General features: G+C 63.6%; 18 protein-coding genes. 9 read left to right on the top strand and 9 right to left on the bottom strand.

What is annotated here, in order from left to right; translation table 11 throughout:
- The first annotated feature begins 47 nt into the window (after window positions 1-47).
- The 4 genes from OKC29_RS11555 to OKC29_RS11540 all read left to right on the top strand — a co-directional run bounded on the left by OKC29_RS11555 (window position 48) and on the right by OKC29_RS11540 (window position 5,352).
- A complete protein-coding gene (locus OKC29_RS11555; protein WP_162275630.1) occupies window positions 48-2,078 on the top strand; it encodes a M13 family metallopeptidase in 2,031 nt (676 codons plus the stop codon).
- Between the two features lie 111 nt (window positions 2,079-2,189).
- Window positions 2,190-2,627: a PliI family lysozyme inhibitor of I-type lysozyme gene (locus tag OKC29_RS11550; RefSeq protein ID WP_016349890.1), complete on the top strand. Its 438-nt coding sequence runs from the start codon at window positions 2,190-2,192 to the stop codon at window positions 2,625-2,627.
- A gap of 362 nt (window positions 2,628-2,989) precedes the next feature.
- Window positions 2,990-4,729, top strand: a complete 1,740-nt coding sequence (locus OKC29_RS11545) for an ABC-F family ATP-binding cassette domain-containing protein (RefSeq protein WP_073349242.1) — start codon at window positions 2,990-2,992, stop codon at window positions 4,727-4,729.
- 83 nt (window positions 4,730-4,812) lie between these two features.
- Window positions 4,813-5,352, top strand: coding sequence for a GNAT family N-acetyltransferase (locus tag OKC29_RS11540; RefSeq protein ID WP_073349240.1), 540 nt, complete (start codon window positions 4,813-4,815; stop codon window positions 5,350-5,352).
- A 41-nt stretch (window positions 5,353-5,393) separates the two neighbouring features.
- On the opposite strand, the gene yjeH is transcribed toward OKC29_RS11540, so the two are convergent.
- Window positions 5,394-6,674 (bottom strand): L-methionine/branched-chain amino acid transporter, encoded by a 1,281-nt coding sequence (yjeH, locus tag OKC29_RS11535; RefSeq protein WP_073349238.1) that lies wholly within the window; start codon window positions 6,672-6,674, stop codon window positions 5,394-5,396.
- A gap of 123 nt (window positions 6,675-6,797) precedes the next feature.
- Window positions 6,798-7,694: a LysR family transcriptional regulator gene (locus OKC29_RS11530; RefSeq protein WP_162275629.1), complete on the bottom strand. Its 897-nt coding sequence runs from the start codon at window positions 7,692-7,694 to the stop codon at window positions 6,798-6,800.
- 244 nt (window positions 7,695-7,938) lie between these two features.
- On the opposite strand from OKC29_RS11530, the gene OKC29_RS11525 reads away from it, so the two are divergent.
- Both OKC29_RS11525 and OKC29_RS11520 read left to right on the top strand, forming a co-directional pair.
- Entirely contained in the window at window positions 7,939-8,850 is a 912-nt protein-coding gene (locus tag OKC29_RS11525) for an alpha/beta hydrolase (protein WP_073349236.1), read from the top strand.
- 20 nt (window positions 8,851-8,870) lie between these two features.
- The gene (locus tag OKC29_RS11520) at window positions 8,871-9,815 is read left to right on the top strand and encodes an alpha/beta hydrolase (RefSeq protein ID WP_029303704.1); all 945 of its coding nucleotides are present in this window, start codon (window positions 8,871-8,873) and stop codon (window positions 9,813-9,815) included.
- A 19-nt stretch (window positions 9,816-9,834) separates the two neighbouring features.
- Here the strand turns inward: OKC29_RS11520 and OKC29_RS11515 are convergent, their stop codons facing one another.
- On the bottom strand, window positions 9,835-10,737 hold the full coding sequence (locus OKC29_RS11515) for a LysR family transcriptional regulator (RefSeq protein ID WP_073349234.1): 903 nt from the start codon (window positions 10,735-10,737) through the stop codon (window positions 9,835-9,837).
- 157 nt (window positions 10,738-10,894) lie between these two features.
- Here OKC29_RS11515 and OKC29_RS11510 point away from each other — a divergent pair, with 157 nt between their 5' ends.
- Entirely contained in the window at window positions 10,895-11,935 is a 1,041-nt protein-coding gene (locus tag OKC29_RS11510; protein ID WP_073349233.1) for an MBL fold metallo-hydrolase, read from the top strand.
- A gap of 67 nt (window positions 11,936-12,002) precedes the next feature.
- Here OKC29_RS11510 and OKC29_RS11505 read toward each other — a convergent pair whose 3' ends face one another.
- Complete coding sequence (locus OKC29_RS11505) at window positions 12,003-13,298, bottom strand: HAAAP family serine/threonine permease (protein ID WP_024946034.1); 1,296 nt, start codon at window positions 13,296-13,298, stop codon at window positions 12,003-12,005.
- Between the two features lie 504 nt (window positions 13,299-13,802).
- Between OKC29_RS11505 and OKC29_RS11500 the strand changes: the two genes are divergently transcribed.
- Window positions 13,803-14,711 carry a LysR substrate-binding domain-containing protein gene (locus tag OKC29_RS11500; protein WP_073349231.1) on the top strand — a complete coding sequence of 303 codons (909 nt, stop codon included), beginning with the start codon at window positions 13,803-13,805 and terminating at the stop codon, window positions 14,709-14,711.
- Between the two features lie 106 nt (window positions 14,712-14,817).
- Window positions 14,818-16,239 (top strand): MATE family efflux transporter, encoded by a 1,422-nt coding sequence (locus OKC29_RS11495; RefSeq protein ID WP_073349229.1) that lies wholly within the window; start codon window positions 14,818-14,820, stop codon window positions 16,237-16,239.
- A 9-nt stretch (window positions 16,240-16,248) separates the two neighbouring features.
- On the opposite strand, the gene pdxY is transcribed toward OKC29_RS11495, so the two are convergent.
- The 5 genes from pdxY to accA form a co-directional block, all read right to left on the bottom strand.
- The gene (pdxY, locus tag OKC29_RS11490; protein ID WP_024946037.1) at window positions 16,249-17,115 is read right to left on the bottom strand and encodes a pyridoxal kinase PdxY; all 867 of its coding nucleotides are present in this window, start codon (window positions 17,113-17,115) and stop codon (window positions 16,249-16,251) included.
- Between the two features lie 72 nt (window positions 17,116-17,187).
- Window positions 17,188-19,320, bottom strand: coding sequence for a lysine decarboxylase CadA (locus tag OKC29_RS11485; RefSeq protein ID WP_073349227.1), 2,133 nt, complete (start codon window positions 19,318-19,320; stop codon window positions 17,188-17,190).
- Between the two features lie 76 nt (window positions 19,321-19,396).
- Window positions 19,397-20,731: a cadaverine/lysine antiporter gene (gene cadB, locus OKC29_RS11480; protein ID WP_073349225.1), complete on the bottom strand. Its 1,335-nt coding sequence runs from the start codon at window positions 20,729-20,731 to the stop codon at window positions 19,397-19,399.
- A 766-nt stretch (window positions 20,732-21,497) separates the two neighbouring features.
- Window positions 21,498-23,018 (bottom strand): lysine decarboxylation/transport transcriptional activator CadC, encoded by a 1,521-nt coding sequence (gene cadC, locus OKC29_RS11475; protein WP_060388762.1) that lies wholly within the window; start codon window positions 23,016-23,018, stop codon window positions 21,498-21,500.
- A gap of 403 nt (window positions 23,019-23,421) precedes the next feature.
- Window positions 23,422-24,372, bottom strand: coding sequence for an acetyl-CoA carboxylase carboxyl transferase subunit alpha (gene accA / locus OKC29_RS11470; RefSeq protein ID WP_026080159.1), 951 nt, complete (start codon window positions 24,370-24,372; stop codon window positions 23,422-23,424).
- Window positions 24,373-24,387 lie beyond the last annotated feature (15 nt).

Here is a 24,387-nt window from a genome sequence, read left to right as displayed (position 1 = left end):
CCTGCGTGGGCAAGGAAGCCGCATAACCCGAATTGGAATCCAACATAATGAACAACAAAAAAAGCATACTGGCCGCCCTCGTCGGGCTGGCCCTGCTGGCCGGCTGCAGTCAGGCCCCGGACGGCGCAGACAAACACTCCGGCCTCGCGCTGGCCAACATGGACACCAGCGTCAAACCCGGTGACGACTTCTTCCGCTACGTGAACGGCCACTGGCTCTCCACCGCCAAGATCCCGGACGACAGGCCCGCCGACGGTGCCTTCTACATGCTGCGCGACAAATCCCTGGCGGACGTGCGGGTGCTGGTGGAAGGGCTGGACGGCAAGGCCGCCGCCGGCACACCGGCCCAGCAGATCCACGACCTTTACCAGAGCTATCTGGATCAGACGACCCGCAACGCCAAGGGCACGGCGCCGCTGATGCCGATGCTGAGCGAGATCGAGCAGATCCGCACGCCGCAGGATCTGGCCCGGGCCTTCGCCCAGAGCGGTCGCAACGGCGGCGGCGCCCCGTTCGGTTTCTGGGTCGATGCCGACGCCAAGGCGCCGGACAGCTATGCGGTCTACCTCTACCAGGCCGGGCTCGGTCTGCCGGATCGGGACTACTACCTCAAGACGGATGCCGCCAGCCAGGCGCTGCGCCAGAAATACGAGCAGCACATCGCCACCATGCTGGGCCGCTTCGGCGAGGCGGATGCGGGGGCCAAGGCCAAACGCATCCTGGCCCTCGAGAGCAAACTCGCCCGGATCCAGTGGGACAACGTCACCCTGCGGGATCGGGAGAAGAACTACAACAAAGGGCCCCAGAGCGAACTCAAACGCCTCGCCCCCGCCATCGACTGGCATGCCTACCTGACCCAGGCCGGCCTCGCCGGCCAGAGCAGCCTCATCATCGGCCAGCCCACCTATCTCGCGGCCCTCAACGAGGTGATGCAGCAGACCCCGGTCGGCGACTGGCAGGCCTACCTCAAGTGGCATCTCATCACCGATTATGCCCCCTACCTCGACAGCCAGACCGATGCCCAGAACTTCGCCTTCTTCGGCACCACCCTGAGCGGCACGCCCAAGCAGCGCGCCCCCTGGGAGCGGGCCCTCGGCGTACTGGACGATCACCTGGGCGAGGCGGTAGGCAAGCTCTACGTGGAGCGCTACTTTCCGCCAGAGGCCAAGGCCCGCATGGAGCAGCTGGTGGAGAACCTGCGCACCGCCTACGGCCAGAGCATCGAGGAGCTGGACTGGATGTCGCCGGCCACCAAGGCCCAGGCCCAGGCCAAGCTCGCCAAGTTCCGCCCCAAGATCGGCTACCCGGACAAGTGGAAGGATTACAGCGCCATCGCGATCCGTGCCGACGATCTGGTGGGCAACCTGCAGCGGGCCCGCGCCTTCGAATACGCCGACAACCTGGCACGCCTCGGCAAGCCGGTAGACAGAGACGAGTGGCACATGTCGCCGCAGACGGTGAACGCCTACTACAACCCGAGCAATAACGAGATCGTCTTCCCGGCCGCCATCCTGCAGCCCCCCTTCTTCGACATGACGGCGGATGACGCGGTCAACTACGGCGCCATCGGCGGGGTGATCGGTCACGAGATGGGCCACGGTTTTGATGATCAGGGCGCCAAATCCGACGGGGACGGCGTGATGCGCGACTGGTGGACGCCCCAGGATCTCAAGGAGTTTCGCTTCCGCACCAGCCGGCTGGTAGCTCAGTACAACCGCTTCGAGCCCATCAAGGGGCAGTTCGTCAACGGCCAGTTCACCCTGGGGGAGAACATCGGCGATCTGGGCGGCCTTACCATCGCCCACAAGGCCTACCTGCTGTCGCTGGATGGCAAAGAGGCCCCGGTGCTGGACGGCTTCACCGGCGAGCAGCGCTTCTTCCTCGGCTGGGCCCAGGTGTGGAAAGGCATGTATCGCCCCGAGCTGATGCAGATGCTGCTCGCCTCGGATCCCCACTCGCCGCCGGAATACCGGGTCAACGGCGTGGTGCCGAACATCCCCGCCTTCTATGAGGCGTTCAAGATCCAGCCGGGTGACAAGCTCTATCTGGACCCGGCCAAACGGGTCAAGATCTGGTAATGACCGCCCCGATGAGGGGCGGATGACGCGAACCGGCGGGGATTGCCCGCCCGGTTCGCACAGTGACACAGGTAGCGGGCAACCGCCGCCGCAGTAACAAGGGTCAAACCGATGAAAGCCTTGCTCATGACACTCGGCCTGCTCACCCTGCCCCTCGCCAGCCAGGCGGCGGACGGGTTCTTCAAACAGCTGACGCTCCCCTCAGGCCAGGTAGTGACCGTCAGCGAAGGGCGCGGCGAACCTGCCTCCACCGGCAGCTACGACGTGCGCCTCTACTCCGGCGCCAACCCCCAGTTCCCGCTGGATCAGTTCATCGACGGCAAGGTGCTGCCGCGCGATGGCAGCATCAAGGAGCTCAAGCTGCTGGATCTCAACGGCGACAAGCAGCCCGAGCTCATCGTCGTGGTCGAAAGTGCCGGCAGCGGCAGCTACCTGAGTGCCGACGCCTTCACCATCAACCCGCAGGAGGGGCTGGACAGCTTCAACCACGTGGAGGGGCTGGCCCCCAATGAAGATGTGATCCAGGCGCTCAAGACTCCGCGCGACTGACCCCCATCACCACGCCCCGCCCAGCGGGGCGTTTTTTTGTCCCGCCGCTGACAAAGCGCCTTCCCGCCTCACCCGCAGGGCACCGCCATGGATAGACGGTTATTTTTTCTGCGCTTATAATCGCCGCACCGTGCCATCACGAAACACAAGGAGGTAAAAAATGGTTATCCAAGCGTGTCCGATGTTCTCGGCTCGCCTGTTCGGCACATTCGCGTGCTCTTGCCTGCATACCATCGCGCTGCGATAGCGGGTTCGAGCAAAGCCGACTCCCTTCCATACCGAGACCTTTCTCGACTCTGCCGTTGTCGCCAGCGCTCCTGATGACAGGGATCTTCGATCCCGCGATTTAAGAGAGCAAGAGCATGACAATCCTGATGAGTACCCATTCCCTGCAGATGAGTGCGGGGCACCTTCCGTTATTTGACCACCTCGAACTCGGCATCCGCGCGGGCGACCGGCTTGGCCTTGTCGGTGCCAACGGCTGCGGCAAGAGCACATTGCTGGCGCTGCTGGCGGGCGAGCGCACGCCCCAGGCAGGCCGGGTCGTGCAGGCCGCCGCCTGCCGCTGCGAGTTTGTGGCCCAGCAACTGCCGGCCAGGCTTTCAACCCTCAGCACCCGAGCCGTGCTGCTGGATGCGCTGGGCAACGACACGAGCGCCGAATGGCAGGTGGACAAGCTGCTGGCCGAGTTGCAGCTGGAGGCCCAGGCCGCACTGCCGGTCAGTGCGCTGAGCGGCGGCCAGCACAGCCGGCTGCAGATAGGCCGCGCCCTGCTGCGCCAACCCAACCTGCTGCTGCTCGATGAACCCAGCAACCACCTGGATCTGCCCGCCCTGCTCTGGCTCGAGCAGTTTCTGCTGGGCTGGCGCGGTGCCTTCGTGCTGGTCTCCCACGATGGTCGCCTGCTGGACCGGGTCACCGAGCAGACCCTGATCCTGCGCGATGGCCAGCTGCACCGCTTCGCCCTGCCCTGCAGCCAGGCGCGGGCGGCGCTGGCCGCCGAAGATGAGCAGGCCCGCCTGCGCCGGGCCGACGAACAAAAGGAGATCGACCGCCTGAGCGCCAGCAGCAAACGCCTTGCCATCTGGGGGCGGGAGCATGACAACGAGAAGCTGGTGCGCCAGGCCAAGTCCATGGAAAAGCGCATCGCCCGCCTGCAGGAGGAGCAGAGCCAGGTCGCGGCGCTGTCCCCTTGGCGGCTCGAGCTGCGCGGAGTGAGCCTACCCGCCGACACCCTGCTGCGGCTGGAGGCCCTCGACGTGGCACCGGCGCCAGCATTGCCGCCGCTGCTGCACGCCGAAGGACTCTGGCTGCGGGCAGGAGATAAGGTCGCCCTGCTCGGAGCCAACGGCACCGGCAAGTCCTCCCTGCTACGCCAGTGCTGGCGCGAACTGGCCGCGCAGAGCCCGCAGGCAGGCTGGTACTGCCACCCAGGTGCCAGCATCGCCTATTACGATCAGTCCCTGCAACAGCTGGCTGACGATGCCACCCTGAGCGACGCCCTCTACCCCCTGGCCCCTCTGCCTGAGGTGACGCGGCGACAGGCGCTGATCCGGGCGGGCTTCCCCTATGTCCGCCACGGTCAGCAGGTGCACAGCTTGAGCGGGGGCGAGCGGGCACGGCTGCTGTTTCTCGCCCTGTCGCTCGGCAGCCACCACATGCTCTGGCTCGACGAGCCCACCAACCACCTGGATCTGGCGGGCAAGGAGGAGCTGGCCGAGGCGATTGCCGCCTTCCCGGGGGGGGTGCTGCTGGTCTCCCACGACCGGGAGCTGATCGAGCGCAGTTGCAACCGCTTCTGGCTGATCAGGGATGGTCGCATCCAGGAGGCTCACAGCGCCGAGCGGGCCTATGCCGAGCTACTCGGCGATGCGCCCTCGCCGACAGCAGACAAGGCAAGCCTGGCCGCCCCCGCCATGGGGCAGGCCCCGGCCGGCCCGGCGGATGACGAAGAGACGCTGCTGGCACGCTGGTATGAACTCGATGCCCTGCTCGCCGCCGACCTGGCCCGCAAGCCCAGGCACCAGACCCCGCGCCTGCAGCAGCAGTGGCGCGACGAGCTGACCAGGCTCACCGACCAGCTCGGGCTGGTCGGATCATGAGCACTGCCATAAACCGGCTTTGCCAGCCATCCCTGTTTGACTCACCACTCGCGGCCAACTCCGGTTGGCCGCAAGGAGCCACCATGACATCAACGCAACAACCCCACATCAGGCTGGATCCAGTCAGCGACGCCGATCTGCCCCACATCTTTCGCGGCCTGTCCGATCCGCGGGTCGTCGCCTACTACGGCGTCAGCTACGACAGCCTGACGGCGTGCCAGGCCCAGATGGCCTGGTATGCCGAGCTGACCCGCACCGGCCGTGGCGCCTGGCACCTCATTCGCGACCAGAACACGGACGAACCGCTCGGCGCCATCGGCTACAACGATGCCGACCCGACTCACCGGCGGGCCGAGCTGGGCTACTGGCTCTATCCCGAACACTGGGGCAAGGGGGTGATGAGCGCGGCGCTGCAACTGTGGCTGCCGCTCACTTATTGCACCAGCGAGCTGCACCGGCTGCTGGCGGTGGTGGAGGAGCCCAACCTCCCCTCCGCCCGCCTGCTGGAGCGGGCCGGCTTTCACTACGAGGGCACCGCGCGGGAATGCGAACGCAAGGGGGATGGCTTCATCTCCCTGCGCCACTACGCCATCTTGCGCAGCGACCTGCCCACCAGCCTGTGACCTGCAACAAAAAGCCCCGCACTGCGGGGCTTTTTTTCGGGTTACTTGATGGCGCAGACACCCTCATCGGATGCCGAGCGGCGGCGTCTGCGCCGCCACAACGAGAAGCAGCCATACCCCAGACTGAGCACCACGGCATAGAGCACCTGGGAGGCGAGCGCCACCAGCACCAGGGCACAGAGCAGCACGCTCACCCCCGCCAGCCCCTTGCCCACCCCGCCGAGCAGGCGCCAACCCGCCGCCATGCAGAGCAGGTAGACCAGCACGAAGTTGCCGTTGGCGTAGCGGATCAGCTCATCGAGGGGCAGCCGCAGCCAGATGATCAGGGTGATGCAGACCAGGCAGATGGCGAGCACCAGACTCAAGGCCCGCAGCGGTGCACCGCGAGCGGTGAGGCGGGCCAGCGAGACCGGCAGCTTGCCTTCACGCGCCATGCTCCAGATCAGCCGGGCAAACCCCTGCAGGTAGACGTTGATGCTGGCAAAGCAGGAGAGATAGCCGAGCACCGCCACCAGCCACTTGGCGGTGGGGCCGAACAGCAGCGAGAGCAGGGCCGGAATGGCGGTGGCGTTGGTCGCCTCATCGCCGTAGAGGCCATATTTGAGCACCACCAGCGAGTGCACCCAGTAGATGAGCCCCGCCAGCAGTACCCCGCCGAGCAGGGCCAGCGGATAGTCCCGCTCCGGTCGCTTGAACTCCTCCCCCATGTGGGCGAAGGCCTCGAGCCCGACGAAACACCAGAACATCACCGCCAGCGCGGTGGCCATGGCGGGCCACTCGTCCATCGTCGGCAGCGGCCGGGCGGCGTCGCGCCAGCTGATATCCCCCTTGAACCAGATGAGCAGGGTGAGCCCCAAAATGGCGAGCGCGATCAGCAACTGCAGGTTGCCGGAGGAGCGCGCCCCACGCAGCCCGAGCAAAAATACCCCGAGCAGGGTGAGCAGCTGGATACCCCACAGGGTCCACTCCCCCAAGTCGAACAGGGCGTGCCAGAAGCCGGCGGCGATCATCAGGGCGGCGGGCAAGCCCACCGGCAACACCGCCAGAAACAGGAAGGCGGAGAAGCGCTCGGCGCCGTTGCCAAAGGCGAGGCCAATCAGGTGCGGTGCCCCGCCGGCGTGGGGATAGCGGCGGCCGAGGCGAGCGAAGGTAAAGGCAATCGGCAGTACCAGCGCAATCAACAGCAACCAGGCCCACAGCGAGGCCCCACCCGCCAGCGAGGCGGCAGTCGCCGGTACCACGAAGATCCCAGTGCCCAGCAGCGAGGTGGCGAGCAGCCCCATCCCCTGCCAGAGCCCAAGATCCTTTTTCAACCCAGACATATCCTTTTGTCCCGACTAGAAAAACATCCCGCCATGTTAGGCCTCCCTCGCCCCTTTGTTAAGCAGGATGGCAAGAATATGCAGTGCTTTATTCAGGCCGGGAGGCTCGCGGGTGAGTCGAGGTCAGCTGCGGTGGCGCAACGCCTCCAGCAGCAACGAGAAAGCGGGCGAGGCCTGCAAGCGGCTGGTGTAGTAGAGGTAGTAACCGGGGTGCACCATGTTGTAACCGGCCAGCACCTCCTCCAGCCGGCCATCCGCCAGATAGGGCTCAGCCATGCTCTGGGGCAGGTACGCCAGCCCGTAACCGTCGAGCGCCGCCTCAAGCACGTTGCCGATGCTGTTGAACACCAGTTGCCCTTCGCCACGGATCTTGAGCTCCCGCCCCCCTTCCAGAAAACTCCAGGAGAAAAATCCGCCCTGGGTCGGCAAGCGCAGATTGATGCACTGATGGATGCTGGCGATCTCCTGCGGCCGGCTCGGGCGGCCATGAGCCGCCAGATAGCGGGGGGCGGCCGCCACCAGCATCCTGATCTCGGGGCTGATGGGAGTGGCAATCATATCCTTGGCGATCAAACCGCCGCGACGCACCCCGGCGTCGTAGCGCTCGACGACGATGTCCACCAGGCCGTAATCGGTGCTGAGTTCGACCCGGATATCCGGATAGTGGTGCAAAAAGGTGCTGATCTTGGGCCAGAGCACGGCGCGAATGGCGTATTCATCCGCCGTGATGCGGATGGTGCCGGCCGGTTTGTCCCGCAGCGCTGTCAGCTGGCTGAGGCCGCTGTCGATCTGCGCCAGCGCCGGTCCCACCAGCGCGATCAGCCGCTCACCGGCTTCAGTGGGGGTGACGCTGCGGGTAGTGCGTGACAGCAGCTTGAGGCCGAGTCGCTGCTCCAGGGTCTTCACCGTCTGGCTGATGGCGGACTGGGACGTCCCGAGCTGGGCAGCCGCGCGGGTGAAGCTTTGCTCCCTGGCCACCACCATGAAGGTCGTCAGCTCGTTGAGGTTCTCTTTCATCATTGATTAGTCATGGTGATAATACTGCCCCGATTATACGCGCCATCCAGATAAGTTTTCTCACCGCTGCTACCCTGCTGTGCCAGCGTCCATCCGCGTCCCGCTCGCAACGTCACCCGATTCTTGCCGCTATTCATAAGAAATCAGTATTAAAGCATTCGGATTGGGCCATCTAATCAAATCAAAGGTGGCGGCATATGCTCTCTTCGTCGCCGCATCCTGGCGCCCCACTCCCAAGGAGCACACCATGTACCCCGTTCGTTTTGCCAATCAACACCTGAGCCTGGCCGGCCACCTTCATCTGCCTGCCGATCTGCAAGCGGGCGTACGCTACCCCGCCATCGTCTGCGTTCACCCTTCCGGTGGCGTCAAGGAGCAGACCGCCGGCCTCTATGCCGCGCACCTGGCAAAGGCCGGTTTCATCGCGCTGGCCTTTGATGCCAGCTATCAGGGAGAGAGCGAGGGTGAACCGCGCCAGCTGGAAAATCCCCATGTGCGCGTGGACGACATCAGCGCCGCCGTCGATTACCTGACCACTCTGGCCGAGGTCGACCCTGAGCGCATCGGCGTGCTCGGGATCTGCGCCGGAGGCGGTTACGCCGCGGCTGCAGCCATGATGGACACCCGGCTCAAGGCGATCGGTACCGTGAGTGCGGTCAACTACGGTCAGATGTACCGCCAGGGTTGGGACAAGCGCGGCACGCCGACCGAGTGTCTGGCCTTGCGCGACCTGGCGATGGCCGCACGCACTGCCGAGGCGACCGGAGCAGCCATCCAGTACCTGCCCACCACGCCGCTCAGCCGTGAACAGGGAGAGCAGCTTCATCCGGATTGGGCGGAAGCCTTCGATTACTACCGTACGCCACGGGCCCGGCATGACAACGCCCCGAGTCGGCTCACCACCCGCAGCCTGGCCCAGCTGGTGACGTTTGATGCCTTCCACCAGGCTGAACTGTTCCTGACCCAGCCCCTGCTGCTGGTGGCAGGCAGCGAAGCCGGCACCCGCTGGATGAGCGAAGTGCTGCATCAGCGGGCCGCCAGTGCGCACAAGGGGTTGTTCATCGTCGAGGGAGCCACCCACATCGGTTTGTACGACCAGCCCCAATGGGTCGACGGCGCGCTCACCGGCCTCATCCCCTTCTTTCGTACCCACCTTTGATTCTTTGTGAGGAACAACAGATGACACAGCAACAATCGGTCCGCTTTGCCCACCACCACTGGGACGTTGCCGCCACCCTGCGCCTGCCTGAGGGATTTGATGCCGGTAAACACTATGCGGCCATCGTCTGCGCCCACCCCATCAGCAGTTGCAAGGAGCAGACTGCCGGCGCCGTCTACGCCGAGGCCCTGACCCGGGCCGGCTTCATCACCCTGACCTTCGATGCTTCCACCCAGGGAGAGAGCGGCGGCGAGCCGCGTTTTAGCGAAGACCCCGCCACCCGGGTCGAAGATTTTCGCTGCGCCGTCGACTACCTGGTGACCCTGCCCTTCGTGGATGCCGACAGCATCGGCGTACTCGGGGTGTGCGGCGGCGGTGGCTACGCGGTCAACGCCGCCATGACCGAGCGCCGCTTCAAGGCGGTGGCCACCGTGGTGGCGGCCAACTACGGCCGCATCCTGCGCCAGGGGGATCTCACCCCGGATGCGGCCCTCAAGACTCTGGAGGCCATCGCCGCCCAGCGCACCGCCGAGGCGCGCGGCGCCGACACCATGGTGACGGGCTATATCCCGGGCTCGGAGGCAGAACGCGAGCAGGCGGGGCTGCACGACATCGACATCGTCGAAGCGGTGCAGTACTACACCACGGCGCGCGGCCAACAACCCGGCTCCCCCAACAAGCTGCGCATGAGCAGCCTGGGGCCGGCCATGAACTGGGATGCGTTTGCCTTTGCCGAACTGCTGCTGACCCAGCCCCTGCATATCGTCATCGGTGGCGGAGCGCCCGGGGCCTTCGGCTCATATCGGGACGGGTTCGAGCTCTTTGGCCGTGCCCGCTCACAGCAAAAACGCTTGCAGATTGTCGAGGGGGCCAGCCATTACGATCTCTACGACCAGCCCGACGCCACCGGCCAGGCACTGGCACAGATAGTCCCCTTCTTCAGGCAACACCTGGCGCAGGCATAACCCAATCACCGCAGCCGGCTCATGCCGGCTGCGGTGATTTGTCGGCCAGCGCCTCGGCCAGGAAATCCCCCAGCAGGGTGATCTTGAGCACCTGCCGGCGCGCCGCCGGGTAGATGAAATGGAGGGTCTTGTCCGGAATGCGGTAGGTATCGAGCAGGGGCAGCAGCCGCCCCGCCGCGATATGCTCTTGCACCTGATCGGCAGGCTGCAAGCTGATGCCGGCCCCTGCCAGCGCTGCCGTCAACAGCGCCGGCCAGTGGTTGATACGAAGGCGCGAGACCACCCGCACCTCCTCGCTCTGGCCATCGCCCCCGACAAACTGCCAGCGCTCGTGCTCGCCCCAGTTGCCGTGCAAGCACTGGTGGCTGGCGAGATCGGCCGGCTGACGGGGCACGCCGTGGCGAGCGAGGTAGGCGGGCGCGGCGCAGAGGCGGTAGTGCTGGGTCAGCAGCGGGCGGGCGATCAGCGCCTCATCCTGCGGGCGCAGGGTGCGGATGGCGGCGTCGAACCCCTCCTCCACCAGATCGACCCAGCGCGGGGTGAGTTGCAGATCCACCTCCAGCTTGGGGTAGCGGTCGAGAAAGGCGGGCAACAGCGGCACCAGCCGATGGTGGCCAAAGCTTAAGGGAGCGGCGATGCGCAGCCGCCCGGCCGGCTCGGCCAGCAGGTGCTGGGTCAACGACTCGGTCAGCGCCAGCTCCTCCAGTACCCGCTGGCAGCGGGCCAGAAAGAGCTGGCCCAGTTCGGTCAGGGTCTGCTGGCGGGTGGTCTTGTGAAACAGCTTGCCCCCCAACCACTGCTCCAGCCCCTGCACATGCTTGCCCACCATCTGGGCGCTGATCCCCTGCTCGTTCGCCACCGCGCTGTAGGAGCCGAGATCCACTACCCGGGTGAAGATGCGCATGCTGGTCAATCGGTCCACAACCCCTCCTTTGCCCACGTTTCTAGGCCATTTGGCCCGCAGCAAGCGACTAACATTCACAACCAAAAGTTTATTAAGAAATGGTTTTTAGCCAATTTATCTCATTTTTGGTTACCAATATAGTGATCAGCAGCCTCACCCATCAGGACATACATCCATGAAAAGTACCTATCTGGCCGCCCTGCTGGTCGGTCTGCTGGCCACCGGTGTCAGCCAGGCTGCCGAGAGCCGCTTTATCAACCCGCAGCAGAGCGCCCCCGTCAGCGCGACACTGGCCGTGACACAAGCCCAGCCCGATATCTTCCGGGTCAGCCTGCTTGGCACCGGCACCCCGGTGCCCCAGATCAGCCGCGGCGGTTACAGCACTCTGGTCGAGGCGGGCAACCAGAAGCTGGTGTTCGACTTTGGCCGCAACTCCGCCACCCGGTTGTGGCAGCTGCATATCCCCATCGGCCGGGTCAACGCCTTCTTCCTCACCCACTTCCACTCCGACCACACCAACGGACTGGCGGATCTCTGGCTGACCGGCTGGCTGCAACCTGCCTATGGCCAGCGCCACGTGCCGATGGAGCTTTACGGCCCCAAGGGCACCGATGCCCTCGCGAGCGGCCTGCAGCAGGCCTACACCACCGACATCGCCACCCGGGTCAAGGATGAGGGAACGCCGCTGGACGGGGTGAAGATCAACAGCCACGAGGTGACTGCCGGGGTGGTCTACGACCGGGATGGGGTCAAGGTAACCGCCTTTGACAACGACCACGGGGTCAACATCAAGCCATCGTTTGGCTATCGCATCGACTACCACGGCCACAGCGTGGTGCTCTCCGGCGATACCCGCTACAGCCCGCAGGTGGTGAAAGAGGCCAAGGGGGCAGATCTGCTGGTGCACTGCGTCTCCATGACCTCCGCCGCCCGCATGAAGGCCAACCCGGGCTACCGGGCGATCGCCGGTCACCTCGCCTCCCCCGAGCAGGCCGTCCGGGTGATGAACGAGGCCAAACCGGCCCTGACCGTGTTCAGCCATATCGGCCTCAACGGCCAGCTCGGGGTGAAGGATCTGGCGCAGAGCCTGCGCGCAAGTTACTCGGGCCCCTTCGTCATCGGCAATGACCTGATGCAGATTGACCTGCCCACCACTGCCTCCGGCAAGGGCTACGCCCTCTGGCAGGCGGAGAACATCGACAACGCCCAGCCCTGAATCCCGGCCATAAAAAAAGCCGCCTCTTGCGAGGCGGCTTTTTCATTCAAGCGGGTAACCCGTGTTATCAGGCAATCAGCTTGTAGATGATACCGGACATGGCGATCAGGCCGATGATGGTCACGAACACGTTGCTGATGTTGCCAGCGTATTTGCGCATGGCCGGCACCTTGGTGATGGCGTACATCGGCATCAGGAACAGCAGCATCGCGATGATGGGGCCGCCCAGGTCTTCAATCATGCCGAGGATGCTCGGGTTGATGGTGGCGATGGCCCAGGTGGTCAGGATCATGAACACCGCGGTCACTTTGTTCAGCTGCTTGACGTCAACGTTCTTGCCTTTCTCACGCAGGGACTTGGCCATCAGACCGTTCATGCCCTCTTGTGCACCCAGGTAGTGACCCAGGAAGGACTTGCTGATGGCGACCATGGCGATCAGCGGAGCCACGGTGGCGATAACCGGGTTGTCGAAGTGGTTGGCCAGGTAGGACAGGATGGAGATGTTCTGTTCCTTGGCAGCAGCCAGGTCAGCCGGGGAGAGGCTCAGTACGCAGCTGAATACGAAGAACATAACGGTCATCACCATCATGACGTGGGCGCCCAGCAGGATGTTGCTGCACTTCTTCTCGGCACCTTCACCGTAACGACCCTTGTTGTCCACCGCGAAGGAGGAGATGATCGGGGAGTGGTTGAAGGAGAACACCATGACCGGGATGGCCAGCCACAGGGTCTTCAGGAAGTCGCCGTTGAAAGCGTCACCCAGCGCCGGAGCTTCAGTGATGATGGCACCGTTCCAGTGCGGGATCAGGTAGAGCGCCAGGCCCATCAGGGTGATCACGAACGGGAATACCAGCACGCTCATCGCTTTGACGATAACCTGGCCGCCGAGGCGAACGATCGCCATCAGACCCAGGATCAGCGCCAGAGACAGGATGGCACGGGGAGGTGCAGTCATGCCCAGCTGGTGCACCATCAGGCTCTCGACGGTGTTGGTGATGGCTACCGAGTACATCAGCAGGATCGGGTAGATGGCGAAGAAGTAGAGCAGGGTGATGAACTTGCCTGCGGTCTTGCCGAAGTGCTCTTCTACTACCTCGGTGATGTCGCCATCACGGGTGGAGCCGGACAGCACGAAGCGGGTCAGGCCACGGTGTGCGAAGAAGGTCAGCGGCAGGGCCAGCACCAGCATGGCAACCAGCGGCCACAGACCACCTACACCGGCGTTGATCGGCAGGAAGAGTACACCGGCACCGATGGCGGTACCGTACAGACCCAGCATCCAGACCACATCGGCCTTGTTGATGCCACGGGAAGACGCATTACTGGCTAAGCTGCCTTCTACTGCAATGTTCATGTCAGACATAGGGGTGTTCCTGTCATCAAGGAAAATAGAAAATTTCTAGTCAACCGGGCGCAATGCCCTGTTCCATCTCCCTGGAACTCCTGCAGTCCATCCCTGTTATTCTCATCCCGTCGGCCCGGCAAGCTGGTCATCACTCCATGTAACAACCAAATTGCAACAAACAAGCCGGCGGGTCATAGGCCCGAGGGCCACAAACGCGTCAGACTTTACAACTCGCTAACACGCTTTTGTTCCGATGCGCTGACTCTAATTAAATCCCCTTAGCGATCACAGTGTTTTTTTGAATTAATCAACCAAAGTTTGACTGGAATCGCCTTTCTGGCGTCAGAGATCACGTTACGAGCCCAATTTTGTGAACAGCCGTTAACAAATAGAGGTAGTTTCACCCGTATCTATATCCTTGTGGGTACAACAAATCGCTTACATTCGCCCATTTATTGCTCATGTTGTGCCCCGCCGTCCGCTGACGTACCCTGTTGCTCAACATTTTTTCGCTGAATTAATATGGCCATCACCCGTACCGATCTCGCCGAACTGGCGGTGTTTGCCGCCGTCGCCCGCCACCAGAGTTTCAGCAAGGCCGCCCTCGAACTCGGCGTGTCTGCCTCCGCCCTGAGCCACAGCCTGAAAGGACTGGAGACCCGTTTGGGGGTACGTCTGCTCAATCGCAGTACCCGCGCCGTGGTGCCCACCGATGCGGGTCAGCGCCTGCTGACCCAGTTGCTGCCGACCTTGAGCCATCTGGAGAGTGCACTGGGTGAACTGGCCCGTCACAGCGACGAACCAGTAGGAAGGCTGAAGATCAGCGCGCCACGCGGCGCCATCGATGAGTTGCTGGCCCCGGTGCTGATCGATTACATGGTGCGTTACCCGCGCATGCAGGTGGAGGTGGTGGAGCAGGAGTTGATGCCGCGTCTCATCGAAGATGGCTATGACGCCGCCCTCTTTTATGGGGATCTGCTGCCCAAGGAGATGATCGGGGTACCGCTCGGCCCGCCCCAGCGCTATCTGGTGGTGGCCGCCCCCGCCTATCTGGCCGAGCACGGCACCCCGCAGCACCCGCGCGAATTGACCCGGCACGCCTGCATCGGCTATCGGCTCACCCCCTCCCATCACTATCGCTGGGCCTTTGCCGGCGAGGAGGGCGCCATGCTGGAGATCGAAGTGACCGGGCCGCTCACCACCAGCACGCCGGCCCTCTACCTGGGAGCGGCCGAGGCGGGGCTGGGGCTGGCCTACTGTCTGGAAGAGGAGGTGAGCAGGCAGCTGGCCGAGGGCACCCTGGTGAGCGTGCTGGAGCCCTGGTGCCCCACCTTCGTCGGTTTCTCGCTCTTCTATCCCAGTCGCCATCAGCTGGGCAACGGGCTGCGCGCCCTCATCGACATGCTCAAGGGACACTACCAGTCGCACTAATTGATGAATATGGCTCATCAATTCATCAAGTAAAAACCGGATTATCGACAAAAAAATATTAATCTAGACTATCTGCTCGATAATCGAACTCCCCAAGAGAACAGATATGTCTGCCTACTTCACTCTGCGCCAGCGGGCGATGACCCGCCGTTTCTGGGGCTATGCCCTCCCCTCCATCATGGCCATGCTGGTATCCGGCGCCTACTACCTGGTCGATGGCATCTTCGTCGGTCACTACGTGGGGGCCGCCGGCCTTGCCGGCATCAACCTGGTCTACCCGGTCATCATGGTGCTGATCGGTCTCGCCGCCATGATCAGCATGGGGGCGGCCACCGCCATCTCCTTCCAGCAGGGTGCCAGAAATTTCGGCCTGGCCCGCCAGGCGCTGGTCAATGCGCTCTGGCTGCTGGGGCTGCTGGGCGCCGTGGCGCCGCTGCTGTTGCACTACTGGCACGTCGACATCCTGCTGGCACTGGGCATTGAACAGGGTACCGACACCTGGCAACAGGCTAGCGACTATCTCTACTGGATTGGCGGCGGCACCCTGCTGCTGGCCTGCAACCTGGCGGTGCCCTATCTGCTGCGCAACGACGGCCGCCCCCGTCTCGCCATGCTGCTGGTGAGCAGCGGCGCCATCCTCAACATCATTCTCAACTACATCATGGTGGGCCGGCTGGGGCTGGGTCTGATCGGTACGGCGCAGGCCACCCTCATCTCCGAAGGGGTCGTCAGCCTCCTCGGGCTGGGTTATTTCTTTACCCGCCATGCCAAGCTGCGCATAGAGTGGCGCCACCTGGTGCCCGACTTCCCGGCCATGCCGAACCTGCTGTTCACCGGTCTGCCAAGTCTGATCGCCCAGTTCAACCTCGGCCTGCTGCTGCTGCTGCACAACAGCCAGCTGATGGTGCACGGTTCGGTCAAGGATCTGGCGGGCTTCACCGTGGCCGGTTACACCGAGGCGGTGTTCATCGTCATCCTGCAGGGGCTGGCCTTTGGCATCCAGCCGCTGGTCAGCCAGGCGGCCGGCGCCAAACGCCATCGTGACCTCAAGTTCCTGATGGAGATGGGGCTCAAGATCACGCTCATCTACGGTCTGGCGGTCTGGCTGCTGATCCAGCTGCTGCCGCGCCAGGTGGCCATGCTCTACACCGGCGATCAGGATGGCGAGCTGCTCGCGGCTGCCATCAGCAGCCTGACCCTCAACCTCGGCGCCATTCCACTGGAGGGGATCATCATGTTCGGCATCGTGCTGCTGCAGTCCATGGCCCGTACCCGCCAGGCGCTGCTCATCTCGGCCGCCAAGACTCTGCTGCTGTTGCCGCTGATCTTCATGCTGCCGCTCTGGTGGGGCCGGGACGGCGTGCTGCTGGCCCAGCCCACTACCGTGGTGTTGCTGACCCTGCCGCTGTGCTGGTTGCTGTGGCGCGAGTGGCGCCGCCTCAAGCTGGCCTGTGCCCCGCTGAGCCGGCCCAATCGCAAACCGCTTGGGGCGCGCCAACAAGTGCAACTGGCCAGGCGCGCCGGCTAAGCGCCGCCATCAGGCCGGCAGCCGGCGGGCACAGGTGCGGATCTCGGGCTCGACCATCGCCTGCTGGGCGGCCACCAGCTGCAGCTCGTAGGCGCCCGCCAGCCAGGTCTGGGCCAGCACCGCATCCACGCTGGCATTGGTGCGCTCGAACGCCGCCACCGGCGTGAAGCCTGCCAGCAGGTTGGCCAGCATGGTGGCGCTCAGCAGATCCCCCACCCCGATGGGCTGACGCTGAAACTCATAGAGGGGGCGCGAGATATGAAACGCCCCCTCTTCGCACACCAGCAGCATCTCGAACCGGTCCAGGCTCAAGCCGGCGCGGCCCAGATGCTTGACCATCACCAGCTCCACTCCCCCTTCACGCAGTTGCTGGCACGCCGCCAGCGCCTCGCTCAGATTGCAGATCTCGCGGCCGGTCAGCTGCTCCAGCTCCAGCAGATTGGGGGCCAGCAGGTCGGCGCAGGCCAGCGCCCGGTTTTTCAGAAAATCGGCGACGCCGGGAGCGACTATGCACCCCTTGTCGGGATGCCCCATCACGGGGTCGCAAAAATAGCGGGCATTCGGATTGAGTGCCTTGAGGTGGGCCACCGCCGCCAGGATCTCCTCCCCCTGCTCGGCCGAGCCGAGATAGCCGCTCAGGATCGCATCGCACTGCCCCAGTACGCCGATGTCGGCCAGCCCCGCCATCAGCTGGCGGATATGGCCGTTTGGCATCACCATCCCCTGCCAGCCTGCGCTGTACTGGGTATGGTTGGAAAATTGCACCGTGTTGACGGGCCACACCTCCAGCCCCATGCGGCGCATGGGAAACACGGCGGCGCTGTTGCCGGCGCAGCCGAACACCACGTGGGACTGGATGGAGAGAACTCGCTTCATGCTGACTCGCAAAAAAATGGATGAACCCAGATGGGAAAAACGGGCCTTGCGGCCCGTTGTTGTCACTCTCGCTTAGCGCAGCACCTTGACGGTGTAGCTGCCATCGGCCTGACGATAGAGGCCGTGGATGTCGGTCTCGAAGCCCGGGTAGTGCGCCCCGATCTCGCACAGCATCTCGAGGAACTCGAGCACCGGCAGGGAATCCTGGGTCACCATCTCGCCCGGCAGCACCAGCGGTACTCCCGGCGGGTACGGCAGGATCATGTTGGCGCTGATGCGGTCCACCATGTCACGCAGCGGCACTTCCACCACGCTGCCGGCCAGCTCTTGCTGCCAGGCGGCGTGCGGGGTCATCTTCATCTCCGGCAGCACGTCGAACGCCTTGAACATCAGCTCCGGCAGGCGGTACTTGCTGGTCAGCTCGTGAATCCGCTGCGCCAGCTCCTGGATGCGCATGCCTTCGTAGAAGCTCGGGTCTTCACGATAGAGGCTCGGCAGTATGCTCTTGATGGTCAGGTTCAGATCGTAACCACGCTTGAACTCGGTCAGGGCACGCAGCAGCTGCATCGCCTTGGACTGATCGATACCGATGGAGAACAGGAACAGCAGGTTGTAGGGGCCGGTCTTCTCCACCACGATGCCGCGCTCGTCCAGGAACTTGGAGACCAGCGAAGCCGGGATGCCGTTGTCCAGCAGCTGACCATTGCGGCCCATGCCCGGGGTCAGCAGGGTGACCTTGATGGGGTCGAGGTACATGTGGTTGTCATCGATGTCCTTGAAACCGTGCCAGTCATCTTTCGGATCCAGCTTCCAGCACTCGACGGTGTCGATGTCGTCCGGCTGCCATACGTCGAAGAACCAACCTTCGCTCTGCTCGCGCAGACGCTTGATCTCTTTGCGGAAGGAGATGGCGCGATCGATGGAGTCCTTGATCAGCCGCTTGCCGGTGTTGCCACGCATCATGGCTGCGGAGATCTCGGTGGAGGCCACGATACCGTACTGCGGCGAGGTGGAGGTGTGCATCATGAAGGCTTCGTTGAAGGTCTCTTCCTCCACGTCGCCCTTGATGTGGATCATCGAGGCCTGGGAGAAGGCCGCCAGCAGCTTGTGGGTGGACTGGGTTTCATAGAACACCTTGCCCGGCATGGCTTCGCCGCTCATGCCGCACTTGCCTTCGTAGATCGGGCTGAAGTTGGTGTAGGGCACCCAGGCACTGTCGAAGTGGATGTAAGGGGTGTCCAGCGCCTCCTTGATGAAGCCGGTGTTGTAGAGCAGGCCGTCATAGGTGGAGTTGGTGATCACGGCGTAGCGCGGCGCCTGGGCACCCGGAGTCGCGGCAACCTTGGCGGCGATGGTGTCGCGGCTGAATTCGCTCTGCGGGATGCCGCCCAGAATGCCGTAGGCGTTGCGGGTCGGACGGAAGTAGAGCGGGGTCACGTCGTTCATCATCATCAGGTGGGTGAGCGACTTGTGGCAGTTGCGATCCACCAGCACAGTGCTGCCGGCCGGCGCCGAGTACATGCCGACGATCTTGTTGGCGGTGGAGGTGCCGTTGGTGACGATGTAGGAGCGATCGGCGTTGAAAGTACGGGCGATGTACTCCTCGGCTTCCTTGTGCGGACCTGAGTGGTCCAGCAGGGAGCCCAGCTCCGGCATGGAGATGGAGACGTCGGCCTTGAAGGCGTTCGGGCCATAGAAGTCATAGAAGATGCTGCCGGCCGGGCTCATCTGGAAGGCGGTGCCGCCCATGTGACCCGGGGTACAGAAGGTGTACTTGCCCTCTTCCACGTACTTGAACAGCGCCTTGGTGAACGGCGGCAGGATGGCGTCCTGGTACTCCTGGGTGGCCTGACCCATCTTGAGGGCGATGTCGTCGGCCATGCCGAGACGGTACTCGAAGAAGTGCACGTTCAGACGCAGGTCGGTCAGGTGAATGTCCAGGGTGGACTGGTCGTTGGCGAAGGCGAAGATCGGCAGCTTCTCGTTGCGATCGTGGATCTCCTTGCACAGGCCCAGCGAGTATTTGTCCCAGTCGAAGATGGCGCCACAGACGCGGGGGTTCTTCTCAATCAGCTTCAGCAGATCGGCCACGTCGACCGGATAAACGACCTCGAAACCCTTGCGCTCGAGGGAGGCTTGCAGCTGGCGAATGGGTTCTTCTTTGAAGAAAACGCCCAGGTGGTTGAGGATGGCAATGATGTTCATCGTAATGCTCCACACGTGATGGGACGCTCTCCATCAGGGATGGTGAGTGAAGAGCGCTCGGAAAAGGAAAACGGAATTAGTGGCTGGTCTGCTCTTTGAGCAGGGCGTCGTGCTGACGCAGACCCTGTTTCTTGGCGTAGAACATCAGGATGATGAGCGACACCACGAAGGTAGCGGTGAGGTTGGAACCCTTGGCACCCATCAGGGCTACCAGGCAGAACACGCAGGCGACACCGGAGAAGATCATGGCGCCGATGCTGCGGGAGGTCATGCCTTCAAAACGGATCAGGTTAATGCTGGAGTAGAAGTAGGGCAGCATGGTCAGCAGCACTGCATCTGTGGTCAGCACGTTGAAGAGATCGGCGGCGTGGGCGGACTGGGAGGTGAAGGCGGTCAGGCCAACCATCAGCGCAGTCATCTTGAGGGAGCCCAGGATCAGACCCTTCTTGGCGACGCCGTTCTTGTCCACTTCGCCGTAGATTTTCGGGAAGTTGCCGTCGTGGGCGGCACGCTTGCCCGCCTCGCCCACCAGCATCATCCAGGAACCCAGCGAGGTGAAGCAGGCCAGCGCGGTGAAGGCGGAGACGAACGGCGCGGACCAGCTGCCGAAGATGGCGGAGGAAGCCATGGCAAACGGGGCGCCGGAGGCAGCCACTTCACCGGCCGGGAACATGCCGCTGATCACCTGGGTGGAGAGGATGTAGATGACGCCCGCGATACCGGTACCCAGCATGGTGGCCAGCGGTACGGTGCGCTTGGGGTTCTTCACCATGCCGGAAGAGACGGCGGCAGACTCGACGCCCACGAAGGACCACAGGCAGATCAGCACGGCGCTGATGACCGCATGCAGGTCGCTGCCGCTGGTGGTGTTCCAGTTCTGGCTGTAGACGGTGGCATCAAAATGGCCCCAGCCCATCACGGCAGTACCCACTACCGGCAGCAGGATCAGCACCAGACCCAGAGTACAGAGCCGGCTCACCCAGCTGCCGCCAAGCAGGTTGACGAAGGTGAAGATCCAGACGGCGGTGATGGTGGCCGCGGCGGCCGGGATCGGGCTGTTGAGAATGGGGAAGAAAACGGAGAGGTAGGAGACGCCGGTAATGGCGATGGCCAGGTTGCCGATCCAGTTGGCATGGTAGTAGAGCACACCGGTCTGGAAACCGAACACCGGAGAGATCTCGCCGGCATAGGCGATGGGGCCACCCTCTTGCGGGTTCTTGGTGGCGAGGCGGGCAAACACGAAGGCCAGCCCCATGGCGCCGACCAGGCAGATGGCCCAGCTGAACACAGAGATGGAACCTATGGTGGCCAGGGCCGAGGGCAGCAGTGCAATACCGCTCCCCATCATGTTGCCGGCCACCACACCTGTACAGGCGACAAGGCCGATCTTCTTGCTCGTATCTAGGGACATAAAATCTCCGGGTCGATATTAAGGCATCAAACACACGCTTGGCGGAGCCTCCCGCCAACCAATGGCCACAGACTAGGCTCCTCGGCCCCGGAAAACATAAAGACCAGCTAAGGGATAAAAACATGAGTGAACTTTTTCGACCGGTCAGCCTGGATCGATAAAAACACTTTAAAAACAAATGACTGGCTGATACGCCATCGAGCACCTTGATAAAACCTTGATATCCGCCGCCCCCCTTGATGCGGCCGATAAGTGCCAGTCGACACGCCTTGATATTTTTCTGAGGGGCGCCGCGGCATAAAGCGCGTCATTCATAACCCACCGAGTCTGAGCATGCCCGGCAGACGGGTTCGCACGGCCCCTTTTGCTGGATGTTTTTGATCCTCCCTCGGCCGTGGGCACGCTCTCGCCTTCGGCCGGTGGTGCTGGGTCGCCGCAACAGGCACCGGCTGGCGACCACAACCCTGCCGCGCTCCTGACTCAAGACAACTCAAGACAATATCAAGGCTGAGGTCGGGCACCTTGAGTGCCACAGGACGGTACACACCGGCACCAACTCGGCTGGTTCAGCGGTTCGGCGGGGAGACAGAGAAACAGTTCGATGCTGGCGCCAAGGATGGCAACAACCATGGCTTATGCCTGCACGGGGCAGACCTGGGATGGGGAGGGCTGAGAGATGATGTCTGGCGGCGCACCCGCCGGCGCCCCTAGGCAACCGGCGGTGAGCGCCGCCTTGGCGACAGGGCCAAGATGGCCCCGAAAGAAGTCAGAACAGCTTCACCTTGCTCTGGCCAAGGGCATTGAACAGGGCCGGGGTGAGGGTTTCCATATTGCTGTAAAAACCGAGCTGCTGGCAGAGCAGATAGGTCTGCTCGGTCGCCTCCATCAGGAAGGCCTGGCTGTAGGCATCCCCCGCCGCCTCGGGGCGGCCATCCAGCTCGGCCAGCTTGCCGCGCAGAATGTGATAGAGCACGGAGCGGCCCCGGCTGGCGGCCTCGGCCAGCAGGCGGGTAGCCTCCTGCTGCTGTCCGTTCAGGATCGCCTGCAAGGTGAGGGCCTCCCAGACCCGGGCCGGCAGGGCGGCCTGATCCCGTACCACGCTGGCCAGATGGGTGCCTATGCCCTGCAGGCGCTCGCTCTGGGGAGTCCCCGTCAGGGTCGCCAGCGCCTCCCCGGCCAGATAACGCTCCGCCAGCAGCAACGGCTGATCCGGCTGACTGGCCAGCGACTTGTCGAGCAGCTCGACGCCGCGTCTGAGGGCCACCGGATCCTGGCTGTTGATGTAGTAGTGCGCCTCCATCATGGCCATCAGCGCCCCGTCATCCGTCGGCCAGCCCATGCCGGGCAGCACGTCCGGCTGATCGAGGGCACGCAGCAGATCCTGACTGCTCGCCTGCAATACCCCGTGCACGTTGTGACGGCTGAGCTGGTACTGGTGGCTGAACAGCACCCGGTTGGTATTGATGTTGCGGTACTCCAGATCGAGATAGGTGCCCCCCGGCTGGCGGGAGACCCGCACGCTCAGCTCCTTGCCGGGCAGGATGCCCCCCATCAGGGTGTTGGCACCATACTGCACCCGCAGCGGCGTGGCGGCGGCCACCTCCCCCATCAGGGCGCGGGTGATGCCGTCGGCCAGGCGCACGTTCTCGTTGCTGCCATCCATGCCGGAGTGAAAGCGAAACACCAGCAGGTCGGGATCCAGCATGGAGTGCACCTGGGGGCTGGCGTGCTGATAGCTGAGCAGGCTGACGATGGAGACCAGGATCACCGCCACGAAGACATCGAAGCCGATCATCTTCCAGCGGCTGCGGCCATCCTGGGCGTGACTCGAGATGGCCCGGGTCAGCGGGCCGGCCGGGAAGGGGGCTGCGGTGACCACGGCCTCGGCGTCCTCCTCCGCCAGCGGCGGGCTCAAATCGCTCTGGATCTCGTCGCCGGCTGGCGCCATCACCACCGACACCACTTGCAGCGGCCGCACCGGCGCCACCAGCTTGTAGCCGCGCTTGGGCACGGTGACTATGTAGTCGGCGGCATCGTTGCGACCGTCTTTGAGGATCTTGCGCAGCTCGAAGATGGACTGGGTCACCACCTGATCGGTCACTTCGGCGCCATCCCACACCTCGTTGATCAGGCAGTCGCGCCCAAATACCGTGCCGGCGTTGCTGGCCAGGAAGCGCAACAGATTGACCAGCCGGGGCTCGAGGTAGACTTCGCGGTCGGGACGACACAGCATGTTGTCGTCGACGCTCAGGGTCCAGTCATGGATCTCAAAAACCGATTCGCTCATGATTCACTCGCTGCAGATGGAGACGATGCACGATGAGAGTGACGTAACACCGGGGCGGCTGGACGCAGCAGGGTGCTGCACAAGACTGGGCCACCGGGAAGGTGAACATTCCTGTGAGTCAGGCCGGGCTGGCCTGTTTACGTCCGCAGAGCGTCCTTGCGGGCATGCCGATCGGGTCGATCGGAAACAATCACTTTAAGCAAAACGGGAGCGGGATCCCACTTTTTTTGGCCACAAATCGCCGTTGAATTGATCCAACAGGGGGGTTTTGGCAAACATCGTGCCAACAGGTATCCATATGAACAGGATTTTTCACTGCCCCGCTCTCGCCCAAACGCTCGCCCAAAAAAGAAGGCCCCCGCAGAGCGGGGGCCTTCCAGCATGGAGCGACGCCGCAGCGGGCTTAGCAGTAGCCGTAGCCCAGCAGGCGCTGGTAACGCTGCTCCAGCAGCTGCTCGGTCTCGAGCGGGCGCAGGGCGTTCAGATCCTGCTGAATGCGGTCTTTCAGGCGCTTGGCCATCTTTTCCACATTGCGGTGGGCGCCACCGAGCGGCTCCTCGACGATGTTGTCGATGAGTTTCAGCTCCTTCAGGCGCTGGGCGGTGATGCCCATGGCGTCGGCCGCGACCGGCGCCTTGTCGGCGCTCTTCCACAGGATGGAGGCGCACCCTTCCGGCGAGATGACCGAGTAGGTGGAGTACTGCAACATGTTGACGCGATCGCCGACACCGATGGCCAGGGCGCCGCCGGAGCCGCCTTCACCGATCACGGTGCAGACCACCGGCACGGTCAGACCGGCCATCACTTTCAGGTTGCGGGCAATCGCCTCGGACTGGCCGCGCTCTTCGGCACCCACGCCAGGGTAGGCGCCCGGGGTGTCGATGAAGGTGATGATCGGCATCTTGAAGCGCTCGGCCATCTCCATCAAGCGCAGGGCCTTGCGATACCCTTCCGGGCGCGGCATGCCGAAGTTGCGCTTGATCTTCTCCTTGGTCTCGCGCCCCTTCTGGTGGCCGATGACCATCACCGGCTCGCCGTCGAGACGGGCGATACCGCCGACGATGGCCTTGTCATCGGCATAGGCGCGATCGCCGGCCAGCTCGTCGAAGTCGGTGAAGATGTGCTCGATGTAGTCGAGGGTATAGGGGCGCTGGGGATGACGCGCCATCTGGGATACCTGCCAGGCCCCCAGATCGCCGAAGATCTTCTTGGTCAGCTCTTCGTTTTTCTTCTCCAGCCGGCGAATGTCTTCGTTGAGATCCACGGCACTGTTGTGCTCGCTCACATGGCGCAGTTCATCGATCTGTGCCTGCAACTCGGCGATCGGCTGTTCAAAATCCAGAAAAAGACTCATAGGGACTATAGATCC

The organism is Aeromonas sp. QDB34 (genome assembly GCF_027705405.1).
In the GTDB taxonomy this organism is placed as follows: domain Bacteria; phylum Pseudomonadota; class Gammaproteobacteria; order Enterobacterales; family Aeromonadaceae; genus Aeromonas; species Aeromonas hydrophila.
Note: the sequence above shows the minus strand (reverse complement) of the source record. Positions and strands in the feature narration are given on the sequence as shown.

What these genes read in the sequence shown, in the direction of transcription:
- OKC29_RS11555 (WP_162275630.1), top strand. Translation starts at nt 48, where the DNA reads ATGAACAACAAAAAAAGCATACTGGCCGCCCTCGTCGGGCTGGCCCTG.
- OKC29_RS11550 (WP_016349890.1), top strand. Translation starts at nt 2,190, where the DNA reads ATGAAAGCCTTGCTCATGACACTCGGCCTGCTCACCCTGCCCCTCGCC.
- OKC29_RS11545 (WP_073349242.1), top strand. Translation starts at nt 2,990, where the DNA reads ATGACAATCCTGATGAGTACCCATTCCCTGCAGATGAGTGCGGGGCAC.
- OKC29_RS11540 (WP_073349240.1), top strand. Translation starts at nt 4,813, where the DNA reads ATGACATCAACGCAACAACCCCACATCAGGCTGGATCCAGTCAGCGAC.
- yjeH (WP_073349238.1), bottom strand. Translation starts at nt 6,674, where the DNA reads ATGTCTGGGTTGAAAAAGGATCTTGGGCTCTGGCAGGGGATGGGGCTG.
- OKC29_RS11530 (WP_162275629.1), bottom strand. Translation starts at nt 7,694, where the DNA reads ATGATGAAAGAGAACCTCAACGAGCTGACGACCTTCATGGTGGTGGCC.
- OKC29_RS11525 (WP_073349236.1), top strand. Translation starts at nt 7,939, where the DNA reads ATGTACCCCGTTCGTTTTGCCAATCAACACCTGAGCCTGGCCGGCCAC.
- OKC29_RS11520 (WP_029303704.1), top strand. Translation starts at nt 8,871, where the DNA reads ATGACACAGCAACAATCGGTCCGCTTTGCCCACCACCACTGGGACGTT.
- OKC29_RS11510 (WP_073349233.1), top strand. Translation starts at nt 10,895, where the DNA reads ATGAAAAGTACCTATCTGGCCGCCCTGCTGGTCGGTCTGCTGGCCACC.
- OKC29_RS11505 (WP_024946034.1), bottom strand. Translation starts at nt 13,298, where the DNA reads ATGTCTGACATGAACATTGCAGTAGAAGGCAGCTTAGCCAGTAATGCG.
- OKC29_RS11500 (WP_073349231.1), top strand. Translation starts at nt 13,803, where the DNA reads ATGGCCATCACCCGTACCGATCTCGCCGAACTGGCGGTGTTTGCCGCC.
- OKC29_RS11495 (WP_073349229.1), top strand. Translation starts at nt 14,818, where the DNA reads ATGTCTGCCTACTTCACTCTGCGCCAGCGGGCGATGACCCGCCGTTTC.
- pdxY (WP_024946037.1), bottom strand. Translation starts at nt 17,115, where the DNA reads ATGAAGCGAGTTCTCTCCATCCAGTCCCACGTGGTGTTCGGCTGCGCC.
- OKC29_RS11485 (WP_073349227.1), bottom strand. Translation starts at nt 19,320, where the DNA reads ATGAACATCATTGCCATCCTCAACCACCTGGGCGTTTTCTTCAAAGAA.
- cadB (WP_073349225.1), bottom strand. Translation starts at nt 20,731, where the DNA reads ATGTCCCTAGATACGAGCAAGAAGATCGGCCTTGTCGCCTGTACAGGT.
- cadC (WP_060388762.1), bottom strand. Translation starts at nt 23,018, where the DNA reads ATGAGCGAATCGGTTTTTGAGATCCATGACTGGACCCTGAGCGTCGAC.
- accA (WP_026080159.1), bottom strand. Translation starts at nt 24,372, where the DNA reads ATGAGTCTTTTTCTGGATTTTGAACAGCCGATCGCCGAGTTGCAGGCA.